This window comes from Stenotrophomonas sp. SKA14 (assembly GCF_000158575.1).
GTDB lineage: Bacteria > Pseudomonadota > Gammaproteobacteria > Xanthomonadales > Xanthomonadaceae > Stenotrophomonas > Stenotrophomonas forensis.
In genome coordinates, this window is sequence record NZ_DS999412.1 from 3,888,071 (window position 1) to 3,903,426 (window position 15,356).

Below are 15,356 nucleotides of genomic sequence, written 5' to 3' on the forward strand. Positions count from 1 at the left end.
CGACAGGCGCGGGGATAAGGAAGAATGCGCGGACACGCTGCGCCCTTCGGCGCAGCGTGTCTTGGGCCGGTCATTGCGCCGGCTTATCATGCGCGGATGACTTCCGTACGCCTGACCTGCGCGCTGGCGCTGCTGCTGCCATTAGCCGCCTGCACCACCGCGCCCGCCCCTTCCGCCTCCGTTGCCACGCCCGTCGCTGCGGCCGCGCCGCCGAAGCTGCTGCTGATCTCCATCGACGGCCTGCGCGCCGACGCGCTCGATCGCGGCCTGACCCCGAACCTGCAGCGGCTGATCGACGGCGGCGTGCGTGCACGCTGGATGACCCCGTCCTATCCGTCGCTGACCTTCCCCAACCACTACACCATCGTCACCGGCCTGCGCCCGGACCACCACGGCATCGTCAACAACAGCATGGACGATGAGGCACTCGGCCGTTTCGAGCTGAGCAACCGCGAGGCGGTCACTACCAGCGCGTGGTGGGGCGGCGAGCCGATCTGGGTCGGCGCCGAGAACGCCGGCGTGCGTTCGGCCACCACCTCGTGGCCGGGCAGCGAGTCGGAAATCCGCGGGGTGCGCCCGAGCCAGTGGCGCATCTACGACGGCCAGGAACCGCTGGAGCAGCGTGCCGGCATCGTGCTTGACTGGCTGGCACAGACCGACGCCGATGCGCCGCGCCTGACCACGCTGTACATGGAGCACGTGGACAAGGCCGGCCACCATTACGGCCCCGATTCGAAGCAGTATGCCGACGCCATCGTGCGCGCCGACCAGATCGTCGGCCAGGTGCTGGACGGGCTGCAGCAGCGAGGGCTGGCGTCGACCACCAACGTGATCGTGGTGTCCGACCATGGCATGGCCAGCGTCGCCGACGGCCACGTGATCGCCACCGAATCGATGGCCGATCCGGCCATCGCGCGCAATGTCAGCCAGGGCCAGTCGGTGGGCTTCGCGCCGGTTGCGGGCCGCGAAGCCGACGCCGAACGCGCCCTGCTCGGCCGTCACGCGCACTACGAATGCTGGAAGAAGGAAAACCTGCCTCCGCGCTGGCACTACGGTACGCACCCGCGGGTGCCGCCGATCGTCTGCGCCATGGACGAAGGCTGGGATGCATTGCATCGGGACCGGATCGCCAAGCGCACCAAGCAGGATCGCGGTTCGCACGGCTACGACAATGCCCTGCCGTCCATGCGTGCGGTGTTCGTCGCCAGCGGCCCGTCATTCCGCCAGGGCCTGGTGATCGATGGCTTCGACAACGTTGATGTCTACCCGCTGCTGGCGCATCTGCTGCAGGTGCCGGCCGCGCCGAACGACGGCAACCCGGAAACGCTGAAACAGACCCTGCGCTGACGCCGCTGTAGAGCCGGGCCCACGCCCGGCTCAGCGAACAGGCATAAAAAAACGCGGCGCCAGGCGCCGCGTTTTTCCTTGAAGCGGTCGGTCGGCCGGATCAGGCCTTGGCGACAGCCTTCTTCGCCACAGCCTTCTTCGCCGGAGCCTTGGCCACGGTCTTCTTGGCAACCGGGGCGGCGGCGCCTACGGCGACCTTGCTCGCGGTGTGCGAACGGGCGTTGCCATAGCTGGCGTTGTAGCGCTTGCCCTTGGCGGTCTTGCGGTCACCCTTACCCATGTCTTCAACTCCTCAAGTGTGAAATCTGGTTACCCCGTACTGACACGGGTTCGGCGGGGCCGCCTTGCTGGGCGCCCCCGCGCACGATCGGAAATCCTATCACGGAGCGCCTAGTGCGCGCAGCTGGCGTCGTGCACGTGGCCGTGGTTGAGGCGCAGGTTGACCAGGTGTGCAACGCCCACCAACAGGCCACCGATGGTCATCACCACCGCATGCGGCACCGCGTTGTGATGCAGCGGGTCGTACAGCACGCCGGCCCACAGCGCGACCAGGCCCGGAATCAGGAAACCCAGCGCGCGCAGCGCGCCATGACGACGATAGCCCCAGACCAGGCTGAACAGCCCGAGCAGGGTCACGAACACCACCAGGGCCTGCTCCACGCCGTCGCTCAACCAGAACGACAGGCCCAGCGACGGCGCCGCCGCCAGCAGCACGGGGATAACCGCGCAATGCACCGCGCACAGCATCGAACCAGTGGCGCCGAATCGGTCGAGCAGGTGGCGCAGGCGTGAGGACAGGGACATGACTTCCAGCAGGGTCGGCGAATCGTTATGGAATAATATAACATCCGTTCCCGACCCGCACGGTTTCCCTCCCCCTGTCCCATCGACGGGATTCGTGCGCCCCGCGATTGATACATTGTAACAAAGGACCTGCCCATGCCCGCCCACACCCCTCGGCTCAAGCCGCATTCCCTGGCCCTGGCCCTCGCCGCCCTGCTGCCGTCCGTCGCCTTTGCTGCCGGCCAGGACAGCGCTCATCGTGACCGCCACCTGACCGAACTGTCGTCGGTGCAGGTCACCGCATCGCCGCTGCAGGGCGATGCCGAATCGCTGGCGCGCCCGGTCGAGGTTCTCGCCGGGGAACGCCTGGACGAGCAGAAGGCCGGCACCCTCGGCGATACCGTGGCCAAGCTGCCTGGCGTGCAGAGCACGTTCTTCGGCCCGGGCGTCGGCCGCCCGATCATCCGCGGCCAGGAAGGCCCGCGCGTTGCGGTGCTGTCCAACGGCATGGGCAACATGGACGCCTCCACGGTCAGCGCCGACCATGCCACCAGCATCGAGCCGTTCCTGGCCGACCAGATCGAAGTGCTGAAGGGCCCGGCCACCCTGCTGTTCGGCAGCGGTGCCATCGGTGGTGCGGTCAACGTGGTCGATGGCCGCATCGCGCGCGAACTGCCGGAGCGCCCGCTCAGCGGCCGTGCCGAACTGCGCGGCAATTCGGTGAACAACGAACGCAGCGGCATGTTCCGCCTCGATGGTGTCAGCGGCAACGTCGTGCTGCATGTGGACGGCCTGGTGCGCAACGGCGACGACTACCGCATTCCCGGCTATGCGGTGATCGACAGCCTGGAAGATCATCACGACCACGATCATGACCACGATGCGGCCGAGGGCGAAGAACCGCGCCGTGGCCGCCTGGACAACAGCTCGATCCGCACCCGCGCCGGTGGCGTCGGCGCAACGTGGCTGGGCGACGGTGGTTACTTCGGCGTATCGGCCAGCACCTACCGCACCAACTACGGCATTCCCAATGGCGCGCACGTGCACGCCGACGGTGATGATCATGGTCATGACCACGGCCACGACCACGGCGATGAAGAGGAAGGCGGCGACGAGCATGACGTACGCATCGACATGGTGCAGAACCGCTTCGAGACCAAGGCCGGCATCTACGACCCGGTCTCGTTCCTGAAGAACATCAACGCACGCGTGGCCTACACCGACTACGAGCACGTGGAGCTGGAGGCCGGCACGCCGTCAACCCGCTTCACCAACCGTGGCATCGAAGCGCGCCTGGAAGCGGTGCAGCAGCAGATCGGTGGCTGGGACGGCGCCTTCGGCCTGCAGTTCGGCAACAGTGATTTCGGCGCCAAGGGCGAAGAAGCCTTCGTTCCGGATACCGGCACCAGGAACATCGGCCTGTTCGTGCTGCAGGAAAAGCAGTTCGGGCCGTTCAAGCTGGAACTGGGCGGCCGCCACGACCAGGTCAAGCTGGACCCGACCGGTGACTACCGTCGCCGCACCTTCGGTGCCACCAACCTGTCCGCGGCGGGCATCTGGAAGCTCAATGACGCGGTAGACCTGCGCATTGGCGTGGACAGTTCCGAGCGTGCGCCGACCAATGAAGAGCTGTACGCCGCCGGCGCGCACATCGCCACCCGTTCGCTGGAAATCGGTGATGCCAATCTGAAAACCGAGCGCGGCCAGCGCATCGAGCTTGGCATCCACACCCACAGTGAGCGCCTGGACTTCTCCGCATCGGTCTACCAGACCAAGTTCAAGGACTTCATCTACCTGGCCGACACCGGCGTTACCGAAGGGCTGCCGGTCCGTGCCTGGACCCAGCAGGACGCGGTGTTCCGCGGCGCCGAGGCCGAAGCGCTGGTGCACCTGTTCGAAGGCGGTGCCGGTGATTGGGACCTGCGCCTGTTCGGCGATTACGTGAAGGCCAAGCTGGATGGCAGCGGCAGCCGCAATCTGGACATCGCGGTGCCACATGGTGACCACAACCACAACTACACGGTGGAACTGGCCAACACCGGCTACCTGCCGCGCATCGCTCCGGCCCGCGTCGGTGCCGACCTGCGCTGGTCGAAGGATGGCTGGCGCGCCTCGGTCGGTGCGGTGCGTTACAGCCGCCAGAAGGACGTCGCCCAGAACGAGGAACCGAGCAACGGCTACACCCTGGTCGATGCGCATCTTGCCTACCGTTGGGACCGCAACGCCAGCAACAGCTACGAGGTGTTCCTGGATGGCAGCAACCTGACCAACCGCGAAGTGCGCCCGCATACCTCGCTGCTGCGCGACTACTCGCCGCTGCCGGGTCGTGGCGTCGCTTTCGGCATCCGCGCGTTCTTCTGATCGCGCACGGCGGGGTCGGAGCCCATTCCGCAGGAAAGGGCTCTTGACCTCCCTCATCCACGCATGGCGTGGATCTACAGCATCTCCAGCGGGGGCCTTCGGGCCCCCGTTTTCATTTCCGCCAACACCATCACGCAAGCGTCACAAAGATGTGCGTACGACAACAAACGGACAATCCCGTCACTCAATGTCTCGCCAACCGGACATTAATGTCCGAAAATGAACCCATGACCGCCCAACGTGCCGATGCCGCTGCCCGCCGTGCCCTCATCCTCGACGCCGCCGATCATGTCTTCGGCCAACATGGCGTCACCGCTCCACTGGACCTGGTGGTCGAACGCGCCCAGGTGGGCCGCGCCACCCTGTACCGCAACTTCCCCGACCGTACCGCGCTGATCCAGGCGCTGCTGCAGCGTACGGTTGACCGCATCCGGCGCCAGGTCGAACAGCTCGGTGACCGCGACGACGCCCTGTTCGAGGTGTTCGAGGGCATGGCCCAGCGCATCATCGATTCGCCTGCCCTCGCCGATTACTGGCGTGCGGTGGATTCGGAGGTGCCGGCCATGCGCACCGCGCGCGAGACCGTGCGTGACCTGCTGGAAGCACCGATTGCCCGCGCCAAGGCCGCCGGCCTGTGCCGCGCCGACCTGGAGAAGACGGATATTTCACTGATCTCGGGCATGCTGGGTGCGGCCCTGCGCGGCAAGACCCGCGACGAGCGCGCCCAGTTGGCCGGGCGTGCCCTGCAGCTGCTGCGCGGCGGCCTTCAGGGAGCACCCAGCGAGGCCCGTTGATGGTCCAGCCGTATCTGAAGCCGGTTCCGGATTGGGAGGAGCACGAGAAGCCGACCATGCCCGGTTCGGCGTCGATGCCTTGGCATCCGCCCTATCGACGCGTGGCCTACGCGCTTGTATCGCTGCTGGTGGCGATCACCGGCGGCCTCGGCAACGCGCTGGTCACGGCCAACCTGCCGTTCCTGCAGGGCCAGCTGGCGCTGACGCCGACCCAGGGCAGCTGGCTGGTGGCGGCCTACGCGATGGTCAATGTCACCGCCAACCTGCTGGCCTTCAAGTTCCGCCAGCAGTACGGCATCCGCCTGTTCGCCGAGATCGGCCTGGGCCTGTACGCGGCGCTGGCGGTGCTGCATCTGTTCGTCGGCAGTTTCGAGACCACCCTGCTGACCCGTGCCGCCAGTGGCTTCGCCGGCGCCGCATGCTCGACACTGGGCACGCTGTACATGCTGCAGGCGCTGCCGCGCCGCTTCACCGGCAACCTGCTGGTGGTCGGCGTCGGTCTCTCGCAGCTGGCGGTGCCGATTGCCTGGATCGTCTCGCCGGGCCTCGTGGATACCGGCCAGTGGCACCAGCTCTACTCCTTCGAAGCCGGCCTCGCCCTGTGCGCGTTCGCGGCGGTGGTGGTACTGAAGCTGCCGCCCGGCATCCAGATCAAGGCCTTCGAGCCGATGGACTTCCTCACCTTCGCCCTGCTCGCCCCTGCCGTTGCCCTGCTGGTGATCGTGCTGGCACAGGGCTATACGCGCTGGTGGCTGGATACGCCGTGGCTGGGGTGGGCACTGGTCGCCTCGATTGCGTTGTCCACCACCGCCTTCATCATCGAGCACTACCGCCGCAACCCGCTGCTGCAGACGCGCTGGCTGGCCAGCCTGCCGGTGCTGCACTTCATCGTCGGCGCGTTCCTGATCCGCTTCCTGACCACCGAACAGTCCTACGGCGTGGTCAACCTGATGCGCACGCTCGGCATGGGGCCGGACCAGCTGCGGCCGCTGTTCGTGGTGATCCTGGCAGGCGTGATCACCGGCATCGCGGCGGCGGCACTGACGTTCGGGCCGAAGCGGCTGATCGCCCAGCTGCTGATGGCGATCCTGCTGCTGGGCACCGCCGCCTTCTTCGACCAGCACCGCACCAGCCTGGACCGGCCGCACGACTTCTACGTCAGCCAGTTCCTGGCCTCGGTCGGTGCCGGCATGTTCATGGGCCCGCTGATCATGCTCGGCATCTCCGCCGCACTGAAGCAGGGCGTGGACCACATGATCACCTTCCTGGTCACGCTGTCGATCACCCAGACCCTGGGTGGCCTGGCCGGTTCGGCGGTACTCGGCACCTTCCAGCTGCATCGTGAGCAGCTGTATTCCAGCGCGTTGACCAGCCAGCTCGATCCGGCAGATCCGGTGGTCGCGCAGCGCCTGCGCGTGCAGCAGCAGCTGTACAGCGCGCAGATCACCGATCCGGTCCTGCGCAGTGCGCAGGGCAGCGCGCAGCTGGCGCAGACCACACGCCGCGAAGCCAATGTGCGCGGCTTCAATGATGTGTTCACCCTGAGCGGTTGGCTGGCCATCGGCTTCCTGTGCTGGTTGCTGCTGCTGTCGCTGCGTACCGCCGTGCTCAAGCAATGGCGCAAGCGCCACCCCACGTCCCCTGCTGCGGCCACGCCGGCCGCGCCCCGTTGAGTTGATCGCCATGCCCCCCGTCCCGCCCCGCCCCGACGACATCGACGCCGACAATGTCACCCCGCCGCCCCCCACCGATGCGGCGCCTGCGCCCACACCCGCGGCGCCGGCGGCTGCGCCGAAATACCTCAAGCCCAGCGCGCGCAGCGTGGTGGTGATGGTGGTGGTGGCGTTGCTGGGGATCGCACTGATCCTGCGCGCCTGGCACCTGTGGCCCTTCACCAGCAGCGTGATGGTGACCGACAACGCCTATGTGCGCGGGCAGATCACGGTGATGGCACCGCAGGTGAACGGCTACGTGACCGAGGTGCTGGTGAAGGACTTCCAGCATGTGAAGAAGGGCGAACCGCTGTTGCGCATCGATGACCGCATCTATGCGCAACGTGTCGCCCAGGCACAGGCGACGCTGGACAGCGCACGCGCGGCACTGGCCAATTCGGACCAGTCGCAGGCGCAGAACCGTGCGCAGATCGCCTCTGCACACGCCACGCTGTCGGCTGGCCAGGCCGAACTGCAGCGCTCGCGCAACGAAGCCCGGCGCTACGAGGAACTGGCCGCACAGCAGCTGGTGTCGGTCAACGACCGCGACAAGTTCCGCACCAGCCAGGCCTCGGCGCAGGCCAGCGTGCAGCAGGCGCAGGCACAGATCCGCATTGCCGAGGAAACGCTGGTATCGACCCAGGTGGCACGCAAGAGCCTGGAAGCGCAGGTGGAGAGTGCGCAGGCACAGCTGGAACTGGCCCGCATCGACCTGGCCAATACGGTGATCCACGCACCGCGCGACGGCCAGATCAGCGAGGCCAGCGTGCGCGTGGGCCAGTACGTGGCCGCCGGCTCGCAGCTGCTTTTCCTGGTGCCTGACACGCTGTGGGTGGTGGCCAACTACAAGGAAGGCCAGACTTGGGGGATGGCCGTCGGCCAGCCGGCCACGTTCTCGGTGGACGCGTTCCACGGCCAGGTGTTGCGCGGCCGCGTGCAGGAAATCGCACCTGCCACGGGATCGGAGTTCAGCGTGCTGCGCCCGGACAATGCCAGCGGCAACTTCACCAAAGTGGTGCAGCGGCTGCCGGTGCGCATCAGGATCGACGGGGAGCAGAAGCTGGCAGCACAGCTGCGGCCAGGCATGTCGGTGATCGTGCGGGTGGATACCCGCTCCAAGCCGATGGACTAGGGTGCAGGCCGGGTTGCGCCGATATGAAACGGGGTCAGATCCGTTTGCCAATGGCAAAGGGATCTGACCCCGCTCCTATGCCGGCCAGCGGCCGGCACTACCCTTGCGTTATCCCGCGCAGCGGGCGCACAGCCCGTGCACTTCAAGCGTCTGCGCCTGCGGCTGGAAGCCCAGTTCCTTGGCACGCTTTTCCAGCTGGGTGACGATCTCGCGGTCTTCCAGCTCCACCGCGCTGTGGCAGCTGTTGCAGATCAGGAACGGCACCGAGTGCGCCGCGCTGCTGGGGTGATGGCAGGCCACGAAGGCATTCACCGATTCCAGCTTGTGCACGAAGCCGTTGGCCATCAGGAAGTCCAGCGCGCGGTACACGGTGGGCGGGGCATCGGCGCCCACGCCCTTGCCGTTGCGCACCCATTCCAGCAGCTCATAGGCCTTGACCGGCTTGCCGGCCTCGGCGATCAGCTTCAGTACGTTGGCGCGGATCGGGGTCAGGCGCAGCCCGCGTTCGCGCGAGACACGCTCGACCACCGCCACGAAATCCGATGCGTCGTGGACGTGGTGGTGCGGGGCGGTACAGGCAGTGGCGGTCTTGGCGGGCATGCGTGTTCTCCGGTTCGGGCCTGGCAAGGATGCCTCAGGCCGTTGCTACCTTGGTGATGGCCACATCAATGCGTTTCAAGGCCTGTTCGCGGCCGGCCAGGTACACGGTATGGGAAATGTCAGGACTGACCTGGGTGCCGGTGATCGCCACGCGCAGCGGCTGGGCGACCTTGCCCATGCCGATTTCCAGCGCGGCGGCGGTGTCGTGCAGGGCCACGCCGACCGCTTCGGCGGTCCATGCCGGCAGCGCCGCCAGCAGCTCGCGGGCCTTGCCCAGTGCCACCTCGGCACCGGCCTTGAAGTGCTTGGCCACCGCCGCTTCGTCGTACTCGGTCAGCGGCTGGTACCAGACCACGGCCTTCTCGGCCATTTCCTTCAGGGTCTGCACGCGTTCACGCAGCGCGATCACCACGTCCTCCGGGGCAGGGCCGGCGGCCACGTCCAGGCCCAGCTTCTGCAGCTGGTAGACCAGGTGCGGCACGATGGCAGCCACATCCTCGGTCTTCAGGAAGTGCTGGTTGACCCAACCCAGCTTGGCCATGTCCAGGCGCGAGGCCTTGGAATTGCAGTCCTTCACGTCGAACAGGTCGATCAGCTCCTGGCGGCTGAACAGTTCCTGGTCACCGTGCGACCAGCCCAGGCGGGCCAGGTAGCTCAGCAGCGCGTCGGGCAGGTAGCCGGCGTCCTTGTACTGCATCACGTCGGCCGCGCCGGTGCGCTTGGACAGCTTGGCGCCCTGCTCATCCAGGATCATCGGCATATGGCCGAACTTCGGCACCGGCGCGCCGATGCCTTCGTACAGGTTGATCTGGCGCGGGGTGTTGTTGATGTGGTCGTCGCCGCGGATGACCTCGGTGATGCCCATGTCCCAGTCGTCCACCACCACCGCGAAGTTGTAGGTGGGGTAGCCGTCCGGGCGGAAGATGACCATGTCATCCAGCTCGCTGTTGGCGATCTCGATGCGGCCCTTGATCAGGTCGTCGAACACCACCGTGCCTTCCAGCGGGTTCTTGAAGCGGATGACGCGGTTCGGGTCGTCCTTGTACGGCAGGCCCAGCTCGCGCGCGGCGCCGTTGTAGCGCGGCTTTTCCTGCCGGGCCATGGCGGCTTCGCGCATCGCGTCCAGCTCTTCACGGGTTTCGTAGGCGTAGTACGCCTTGCCGTTGGCGATCAGCTGCTCGGCCACTTCCTGGTAACGGGCGACGCGGTCGGTCTGGTAGATCGGGCCCTCGTCGTAATCCAGGCCCAGCCACTCCATCGCCTCCAGGATGGCGTCGATCGCGCCCTGGGTGCTGCGTTCACGGTCGGTGTCCTCGATGCGCAGCACGAACTCGCCGCCACGGTGGCGGGCCTCCAGCCAGCAGTACAACGCAGTGCGGGCACCGCCGATGTGCAGGTAACCGGTGGGGCTGGGGGCGAAGCGGGTGCGGCAGATCATGAGGCGCTCGGGGAACGGGAATCCCCCGATTTTACCACCAGCCCCGGATAGGCAAGGAGAGGCGGACGCGTCCAGCCCCTCCCGCCCGGGTTTTCAGGGCTGCGGTTCAGCCTTGCGCGGGAACGGCTGCTCGCGCATGGCGGCGTTGTAGGCGAACGAGGCGACGATGGCCGCGGCCTGCTTCAGGTCTTCCGGTTCGGCGTGGTCCCAGGTGTCCAGGTGGCTGTGGTGGACATTGCTGAAGTAGTCCAGACGGTCCTGGATGAACTGGAAGCCCGGCAGGCCGATGCGGTCGAAGCTGATGTGGTCGGTGCTGCCGGTGTTGCGGGTGGCCACGGTGGTGGCGCCCACGTCATGGAACGGTGCCAGCCACGCTTCGAAGATCGGCATCGCCGCCAGGTTCTCCTGTGCATAGATGCCACGGAAGCGGCCCGAGCCGTTGTCCATGTTGAAGTAGACCTGGAACTTGCTGTAGTCGCGCGTCTTGCGCAGCGCACCGGTCGGCTCGCGCAGCGAGGCCGGCAGCGCTCTCTGCGCCGGGTCAGTGGGTTCCGGGAACTGGCCGAAGTGCTTGGCCACATAGGCCTGCGAGCCGATCAGGCCCTGCTCCTCGCCACTCCACAACGCTACCCGGATGGTGCGCTTGGGCTTGGCGCCGGTGGCCTTGAGGATGCGCATCGCCTCCATCATCACCGCCACGCCAGCAGCATTGTCGGCCGCGCCGGTGCCGCTGTGCCATGAATCCATGTGCGCGCCGATCATCACCACTTCATCGGGCTTGCTGCTGCCGCGGATCTCGGCCAGCGTGTTGTAGCCCGGCTGGTCGGCCTCATCGGTGAAGCGTGCGGCCACGTCCACGCGCAGGCGCACGGTCTGCTTGGCCTCCAGCGCGCGCGCCAGCGGATTGAAGTGCTCGCTGATCATCGCCAGTTCCGGGATGCCCACCGATTCACCGGCCTTGCGCGAACCACCACCGGCAACACGGATGATGCCGTTGTCCCAGCCGCTGATGCTGATCGCGGCCAGCGCGCCCTCTTCGACGAAGAACGCGTTGACCTTGGCCACCAGCGCCTGCCGCTCCTGGTACTCCTTGACCCGCTTGGCGCGCTCGGCGGTGGCGTCCTTGTCCTTGGGCAGGGTGAATTCCTGCAGGCCTTCCAGCGAGGTGGCGTCGTGCCGATGCGAATCAGCCTCGGTACCGCGCTTGTACTCGCGCGCCTCGCCCAGCAGCAGGATCTTGCCGCGCAGCTTGCCGCGATACTTCTCGATGTCTTCCGGCTTCTTGATCTCGACCTGCACCAGCTCACCTTCGACCGGGCCCTTGGTACCCGGGGTCCAGGCCTTGGGCAGCGCATGCAGCGGCTGCACGCGGTCACCCAGCATTTCCACGCTGGCCGCGGTGAACTCCCAGCCCCGGCCGAAATCATCGAAGGCTTCGTCGTGGACGTTGTCCAGCTTCCATTCGTTGAACTTGCCGCGGGTCCAGGCGTTGGCGCGGCCCATCGCCGGCGAGTTGGTCAGGCGCGGCCCGATGCGCTCGGTGAGGTAGCTGAAGGTGTCCATCACCTGCGAACGGTGGAAGGCCTCCTGGCGGATGCGGCTGACCATGTCCAGGTCCACCGTCTCGCGCTGCTGCGCCCCTGCATTGCCACCCATCGCCAGCGCTACCGCCAGCACGCCCCACTTCAGCCCGCTCCACTTCAACACGCCGCACCCCTGCCCTTCGGCTCGATCATCAACCGGTCGAGTCTAGCCAGCAGGGGCGCGGTGATACCGTCCCATCGGTCATGGGCAGGAGCGTGCGAACCAAGGTTCGCACCCACAGGAGAGTGGTTGGTTCGCACCCACCAAAGGGCTGGGTTCCCGCCCGTAGATCCACGCCATGCGTGGATGAACAGCCCGATCACCCACTCCAGCCCAGCCACAGCTGCGCCCGCGCCGGCAGCAGCAGCAACCAGTGCCGCTGGTCGATGCTGCTGCAGCCGTATACCGCCGCATGTGCCGGCCAGTCCTCCGGCAGGCCGCCGATGCCGATCTCGGCCAGCGCCTCCGCTCCGGCTTTCCATGGCCGGTAGCGTGGCACCCTGCCTGCCAGCGCGCCGCGTCCCTGCCGCGCGCCCTGCAGCCACCCCAGCCCCTTATCCTGCAATCCCTCGCAGGTGACCGCAGCCAGCTGGAAGCGGACCAGGCCGGGGGCGATCCGTGCCCCCGGCAGGGCCGCCAGCACGCCATGTGCCTGCAGCAGTGCATCCACTTCCAGCAGGGCCGGAATGCCCTGCCGTGCCCGTTGCCGCAATCCGTGGCGCCAGCCCATGGCGTCCTCCTTACTTCAGTTCCGCGCCAAGCGCGTACCAGTCGACCCGGCGGGTCACCCACATCGCCAGCGCCAGGATCACGAACAGCAGCAGCGAGCCCATCAGCAGCGCGTTGTTCTCCGACACCAGCAGCCCATACAGCGCGCCGTACAACACGGTCAGCAGCGCGGCAAAGCCGAGGCCACGCTTCCAGTGGCCCAACACGTTGGCCAGGTACACCGCCTGCAGCCCGATGCAGGCCACGGCCGAGACCAGGTAGGCCTTCCAGAACGCGATGTGCTCGGACAGGCTGATCAGCAGCAGGAAGAAGATCGCAAGCGCCAGGCCCACCATCAGGTACTGCAGCGGATGGATGCGCAGCGACTTGATCAGTTCGAACAGGATGAAGCCGACGAAGGTAAGCAGCACGAACAGCACCCCGTACTTCGAAGCACGATCGGCCTGGGTATAGGTATCCACCGGATCGACCAGCGACACGGTCACCGCCTGCGAATCGATCGCACCGTCGCTGCGCAGCTGGCGCTGCGCGTCGGACGCCAGCGAGGACACCGCCCAGCGTGCATCGAAGCCCTGTGCATTGACGCGCCGCTCGTTGGGAAGGAATGCACCACTGAACGACGGATGCGGCCAGGTCGAACGCAGGGCGATGCGGGTGTCATCGCCCACCGGCACCACCGACAGCATGCGGCTGCCGTCCAGGCGAAGTTCCAGTTCGACGGTACTGGCGGCCAGGCTGCCGCCCTGGTCGTTGGCGAACCCGGCCACGGGAGCATGCAGGCCGCGACCGACTTCGCTGGCCGCTTCGACGCCCGGCAGCAGCCGCAGCTGCTTTCCGTCCACGCGCAGGTTGGGCGTACCGACCAGCCCGCGCACATCGGAAACGCCCAGCGCCACATACGGCTGTCCGTAGCTGCGGCCGGCCTTCACCGGGTAGTCGTCGACAGCGAAGGTCGCCTTCAGCTGGCCGTTCCAGCTGTACACCGGCACCTTGAACAGACCGACTTCGCGCTGGCTCGGCAGCATCTCACCGCCCACTTCCAGCGTGGCCGGCATCTGCAGCCAGTGGCCTTCGCTGACCTGCACCTCGGTCTTCTTGTTGCCCTTGGCGTCGACGACTTCGACCTGCTGGCGCTCGACCCACGGCACCACCCGCACCGGCCCGACCAGGCGCTGCGCACCGGCGCGGCTGTCGGCCACGCGCGAGAACGCCTCGTCGCGGTATGCGCTGCGCTCGGTGATGACCCCTCGGATCATCGTCAGTGGAACCAGCAGCAGCAGGATCAGCCCGCCGACAATGGCGAACCGCAGCAGCATCTTCAGGGATTTCATGGTCCATCCTCGTTGGAGAGGGCTGCAGGATGGACCGCTGCGGTGAGCAGGGTTTGTGGCGAATTTGAAGCGGGTGTGAAGTCAGCGGCGCGGACGCTGGCCCGGCACGCTCAACGGCAACCACAGGCTGGCCACGGTGCCGCCGCCATCGCGGACCTCGACGCTGGCACGGCCGTCATGCAGGCGCGCGACCTCCTGCACGAACGGCAGGCCCAGGCCCGAGCTGCGCCGTCCACTGGCCGGGCGCGCCAGCGAATAGAAGCGCTCGAACACCCGATCGCGCGCATAGTCCGGAATGCCCGCACCGCGGTCGGCCACCTGCAGGCGCACGCCCTGCCCGTCCACCTCGGCCTGCAGCGCGATCTTCGCGCCGGACGGCGAAAACGCGATGGCATTGTCGATCAGGTTGTGCAGCGCCTGCCGCAGCAGATAGGCATCGCCCTGCACGGACAGGTCGGGCGCGCTGCCGATGCGCACCTGTACGCCCGCCGCCTGCGCGCGCACCTGCGCCGCAGCCGCCGCCTCGGCCAGCAGCACCGGCAACGCGATCGGGTCGCGGGTCTGCAGCCAGCCATGCTGCTCCACTTCGGCCAGCGCCAGCAGCTTGTCGATGGTCTCGGTCAGCCGTTCCTGCTGGTCGACGATGCTGCGGGCGAAATGCACGCGGTCGGCCTCGGGCAATGGCTCCTGCAGCAGCTCAGCGGCACCGCGGATTGCCGCCAGCGGGCTCTTCATCTCGTGCGTCAGCGACTGCACGTACTGCTCGACGTAGGCCTTGCCCTCCAGCTTGCGGCGCATGGTTTCCAGCGCCTGGCCGAGATCGCCGATCTCGTCGCGGCGACGCCGCGGCGGCGGCACCGGTTCGCCGGCGGTGACCGCGCGTGCATAGCGGCTGAGCTGGCCCAGGCCGGTGGTCAGCCACATCGTCACCAGTACGCCGACCAGCGCCGACAGCCCGATCAGCCAGGCCCCGCGCTCGATGATGGCGCGCTGGCTGGCCGCGATGAACGGATCGATGCTGCGGTTGGGCTGGGCCAGGCTGAGCACGCCGATCAGGGTGCGTCCGTCGGCCGGGTCATATACCGGCGCCGCCACGTGCATCACCGTATCGCCGTCCTCGCCCGGTACTTCCGGGCTGGAACGGGCGCCGTACTCGCCGCGCAGGGTGCGGTAGACATCGTTCCAGCGCGAGTTGTCACGCCCCAGGTCGCGGCCCAGCGAGTCGTAGATGACGATGCCCCGCGCGTCGGTGATGGTCACCCGGTAATCCAGCGAGCGCTTGGGAAAACGCCAGACCATCGCCTTCAGGTCGCGCTGCCGCGCCTTGGCCAGGTTGCGGGTGAAGCCGCCGCTGCGGATGGTGCCGTCCTTGACGTCGGCGGCGGCCATCTCGGCCAGTACGTTGGCCGCATCGACCAGGGTCGACTCCATCGCCTGGCGCACACCCGGCTTCACCTCGTTGACGAACACGCGCATCACGAAGAATGCGGCAATACCGGTAATCAGGAAGAAGCCCAGGAACAGCTTCAGCACCAGGCGCATCGG

At 67.3% G+C, this 15,356-nt stretch carries 13 protein-coding genes; 5 read left to right on the forward strand and 8 right to left on the reverse strand.

All coding sequences use genetic code 11. From position 1 onward, the window contains the following. Positions 1 to 96 precede the first annotated feature (96 nt). Positions 97 to 1,347, forward strand: a complete 1,251-nt coding sequence (locus SSKA14_RS17575) for an ectonucleotide pyrophosphatase/phosphodiesterase (protein ID WP_008267636.1) — start codon at positions 97 to 99, stop codon at positions 1,345 to 1,347. A 100-nt stretch (positions 1,348 to 1,447) separates the two neighbouring features. On the opposite strand, the gene SSKA14_RS17580 is transcribed toward SSKA14_RS17575, so the two are convergent. Both SSKA14_RS17580 and SSKA14_RS17585 read right to left on the reverse strand, forming a co-directional pair. Further along, complete coding sequence (locus SSKA14_RS17580; RefSeq protein WP_004150462.1) at positions 1,448 to 1,627, reverse strand: 30S ribosomal protein THX; 180 nt, start codon at positions 1,625 to 1,627, stop codon at positions 1,448 to 1,450. Positions 1,628 to 1,737: 110 nt separating this feature from the next. Further along, the gene (locus SSKA14_RS17585) at positions 1,738 to 2,151 is read right to left on the reverse strand and encodes a MerC domain-containing protein (RefSeq protein WP_008264835.1); all 414 of its coding nucleotides are present in this window, start codon (positions 2,149 to 2,151) and stop codon (positions 1,738 to 1,740) included. Between the two features lie 135 nt (positions 2,152 to 2,286). Between SSKA14_RS17585 and SSKA14_RS17590 the strand changes: the two genes are divergently transcribed. The 4 genes from SSKA14_RS17590 to SSKA14_RS17605 all read left to right on the forward strand — a co-directional run bounded on the left by SSKA14_RS17590 (position 2,287) and on the right by SSKA14_RS17605 (position 8,129). Then, positions 2,287 to 4,491, forward strand: a complete 2,205-nt coding sequence (locus tag SSKA14_RS17590) for a TonB-dependent receptor (protein WP_008265090.1) — start codon at positions 2,287 to 2,289, stop codon at positions 4,489 to 4,491. A gap of 227 nt (positions 4,492 to 4,718) precedes the next feature. Then, positions 4,719 to 5,285 (forward strand): TetR/AcrR family transcriptional regulator, encoded by a 567-nt coding sequence (locus SSKA14_RS17595; protein WP_008268339.1) that lies wholly within the window; start codon positions 4,719 to 4,721, stop codon positions 5,283 to 5,285. Then, positions 5,285 to 6,958 carry an MFS transporter gene (locus SSKA14_RS17600; RefSeq protein WP_008265010.1) on the forward strand — a complete coding sequence of 558 codons (1,674 nt, stop codon included), beginning with the start codon at positions 5,285 to 5,287 and terminating at the stop codon, positions 6,956 to 6,958. Before SSKA14_RS17595 ends, SSKA14_RS17600 begins: the two co-directional genes overlap by 1 nt. A gap of 10 nt (positions 6,959 to 6,968) precedes the next feature. Then, positions 6,969 to 8,129 (forward strand): HlyD family secretion protein, encoded by a 1,161-nt coding sequence (locus SSKA14_RS17605; protein ID WP_008265955.1) that lies wholly within the window; start codon positions 6,969 to 6,971, stop codon positions 8,127 to 8,129. A 108-nt stretch (positions 8,130 to 8,237) separates the two neighbouring features. On the opposite strand, the gene SSKA14_RS17610 is transcribed toward SSKA14_RS17605, so the two are convergent. The 6 genes from SSKA14_RS17610 to creC form a co-directional block, all read right to left on the reverse strand. Beyond that, the gene (locus SSKA14_RS17610; protein WP_004150412.1) at positions 8,238 to 8,729 is read right to left on the reverse strand and encodes a Fur family transcriptional regulator; all 492 of its coding nucleotides are present in this window, start codon (positions 8,727 to 8,729) and stop codon (positions 8,238 to 8,240) included. Between the two features lie 34 nt (positions 8,730 to 8,763). Beyond that, positions 8,764 to 10,167 carry a glutamate--tRNA ligase gene (gene gltX / locus SSKA14_RS17615; protein WP_008264554.1) on the reverse strand — a complete coding sequence of 468 codons (1,404 nt, stop codon included), beginning with the start codon at positions 10,165 to 10,167 and terminating at the stop codon, positions 8,764 to 8,766. A gap of 93 nt (positions 10,168 to 10,260) precedes the next feature. Then, positions 10,261 to 11,823 (reverse strand): M20/M25/M40 family metallo-hydrolase, encoded by a 1,563-nt coding sequence (locus SSKA14_RS17620; RefSeq protein ID WP_050413423.1) that lies wholly within the window; start codon positions 11,821 to 11,823, stop codon positions 10,261 to 10,263. 247 nt (positions 11,824 to 12,070) lie between these two features. Next, complete coding sequence (locus tag SSKA14_RS17625; RefSeq protein WP_008265505.1) at positions 12,071 to 12,481, reverse strand: hypothetical protein; 411 nt, start codon at positions 12,479 to 12,481, stop codon at positions 12,071 to 12,073. Positions 12,482 to 12,491: 10 nt separating this feature from the next. Next, positions 12,492 to 13,811 carry a cell envelope integrity protein CreD gene (gene creD, locus SSKA14_RS17630; RefSeq protein ID WP_008266314.1) on the reverse strand — a complete coding sequence of 440 codons (1,320 nt, stop codon included), beginning with the start codon at positions 13,809 to 13,811 and terminating at the stop codon, positions 12,492 to 12,494. Positions 13,812 to 13,892: 81 nt separating this feature from the next. Further along, positions 13,893 to 15,353, reverse strand: a complete 1,461-nt coding sequence (gene creC / locus SSKA14_RS17635) for a two-component system sensor histidine kinase CreC (protein WP_008267367.1) — start codon at positions 15,351 to 15,353, stop codon at positions 13,893 to 13,895. Positions 15,354 to 15,356 lie beyond the last annotated feature (3 nt).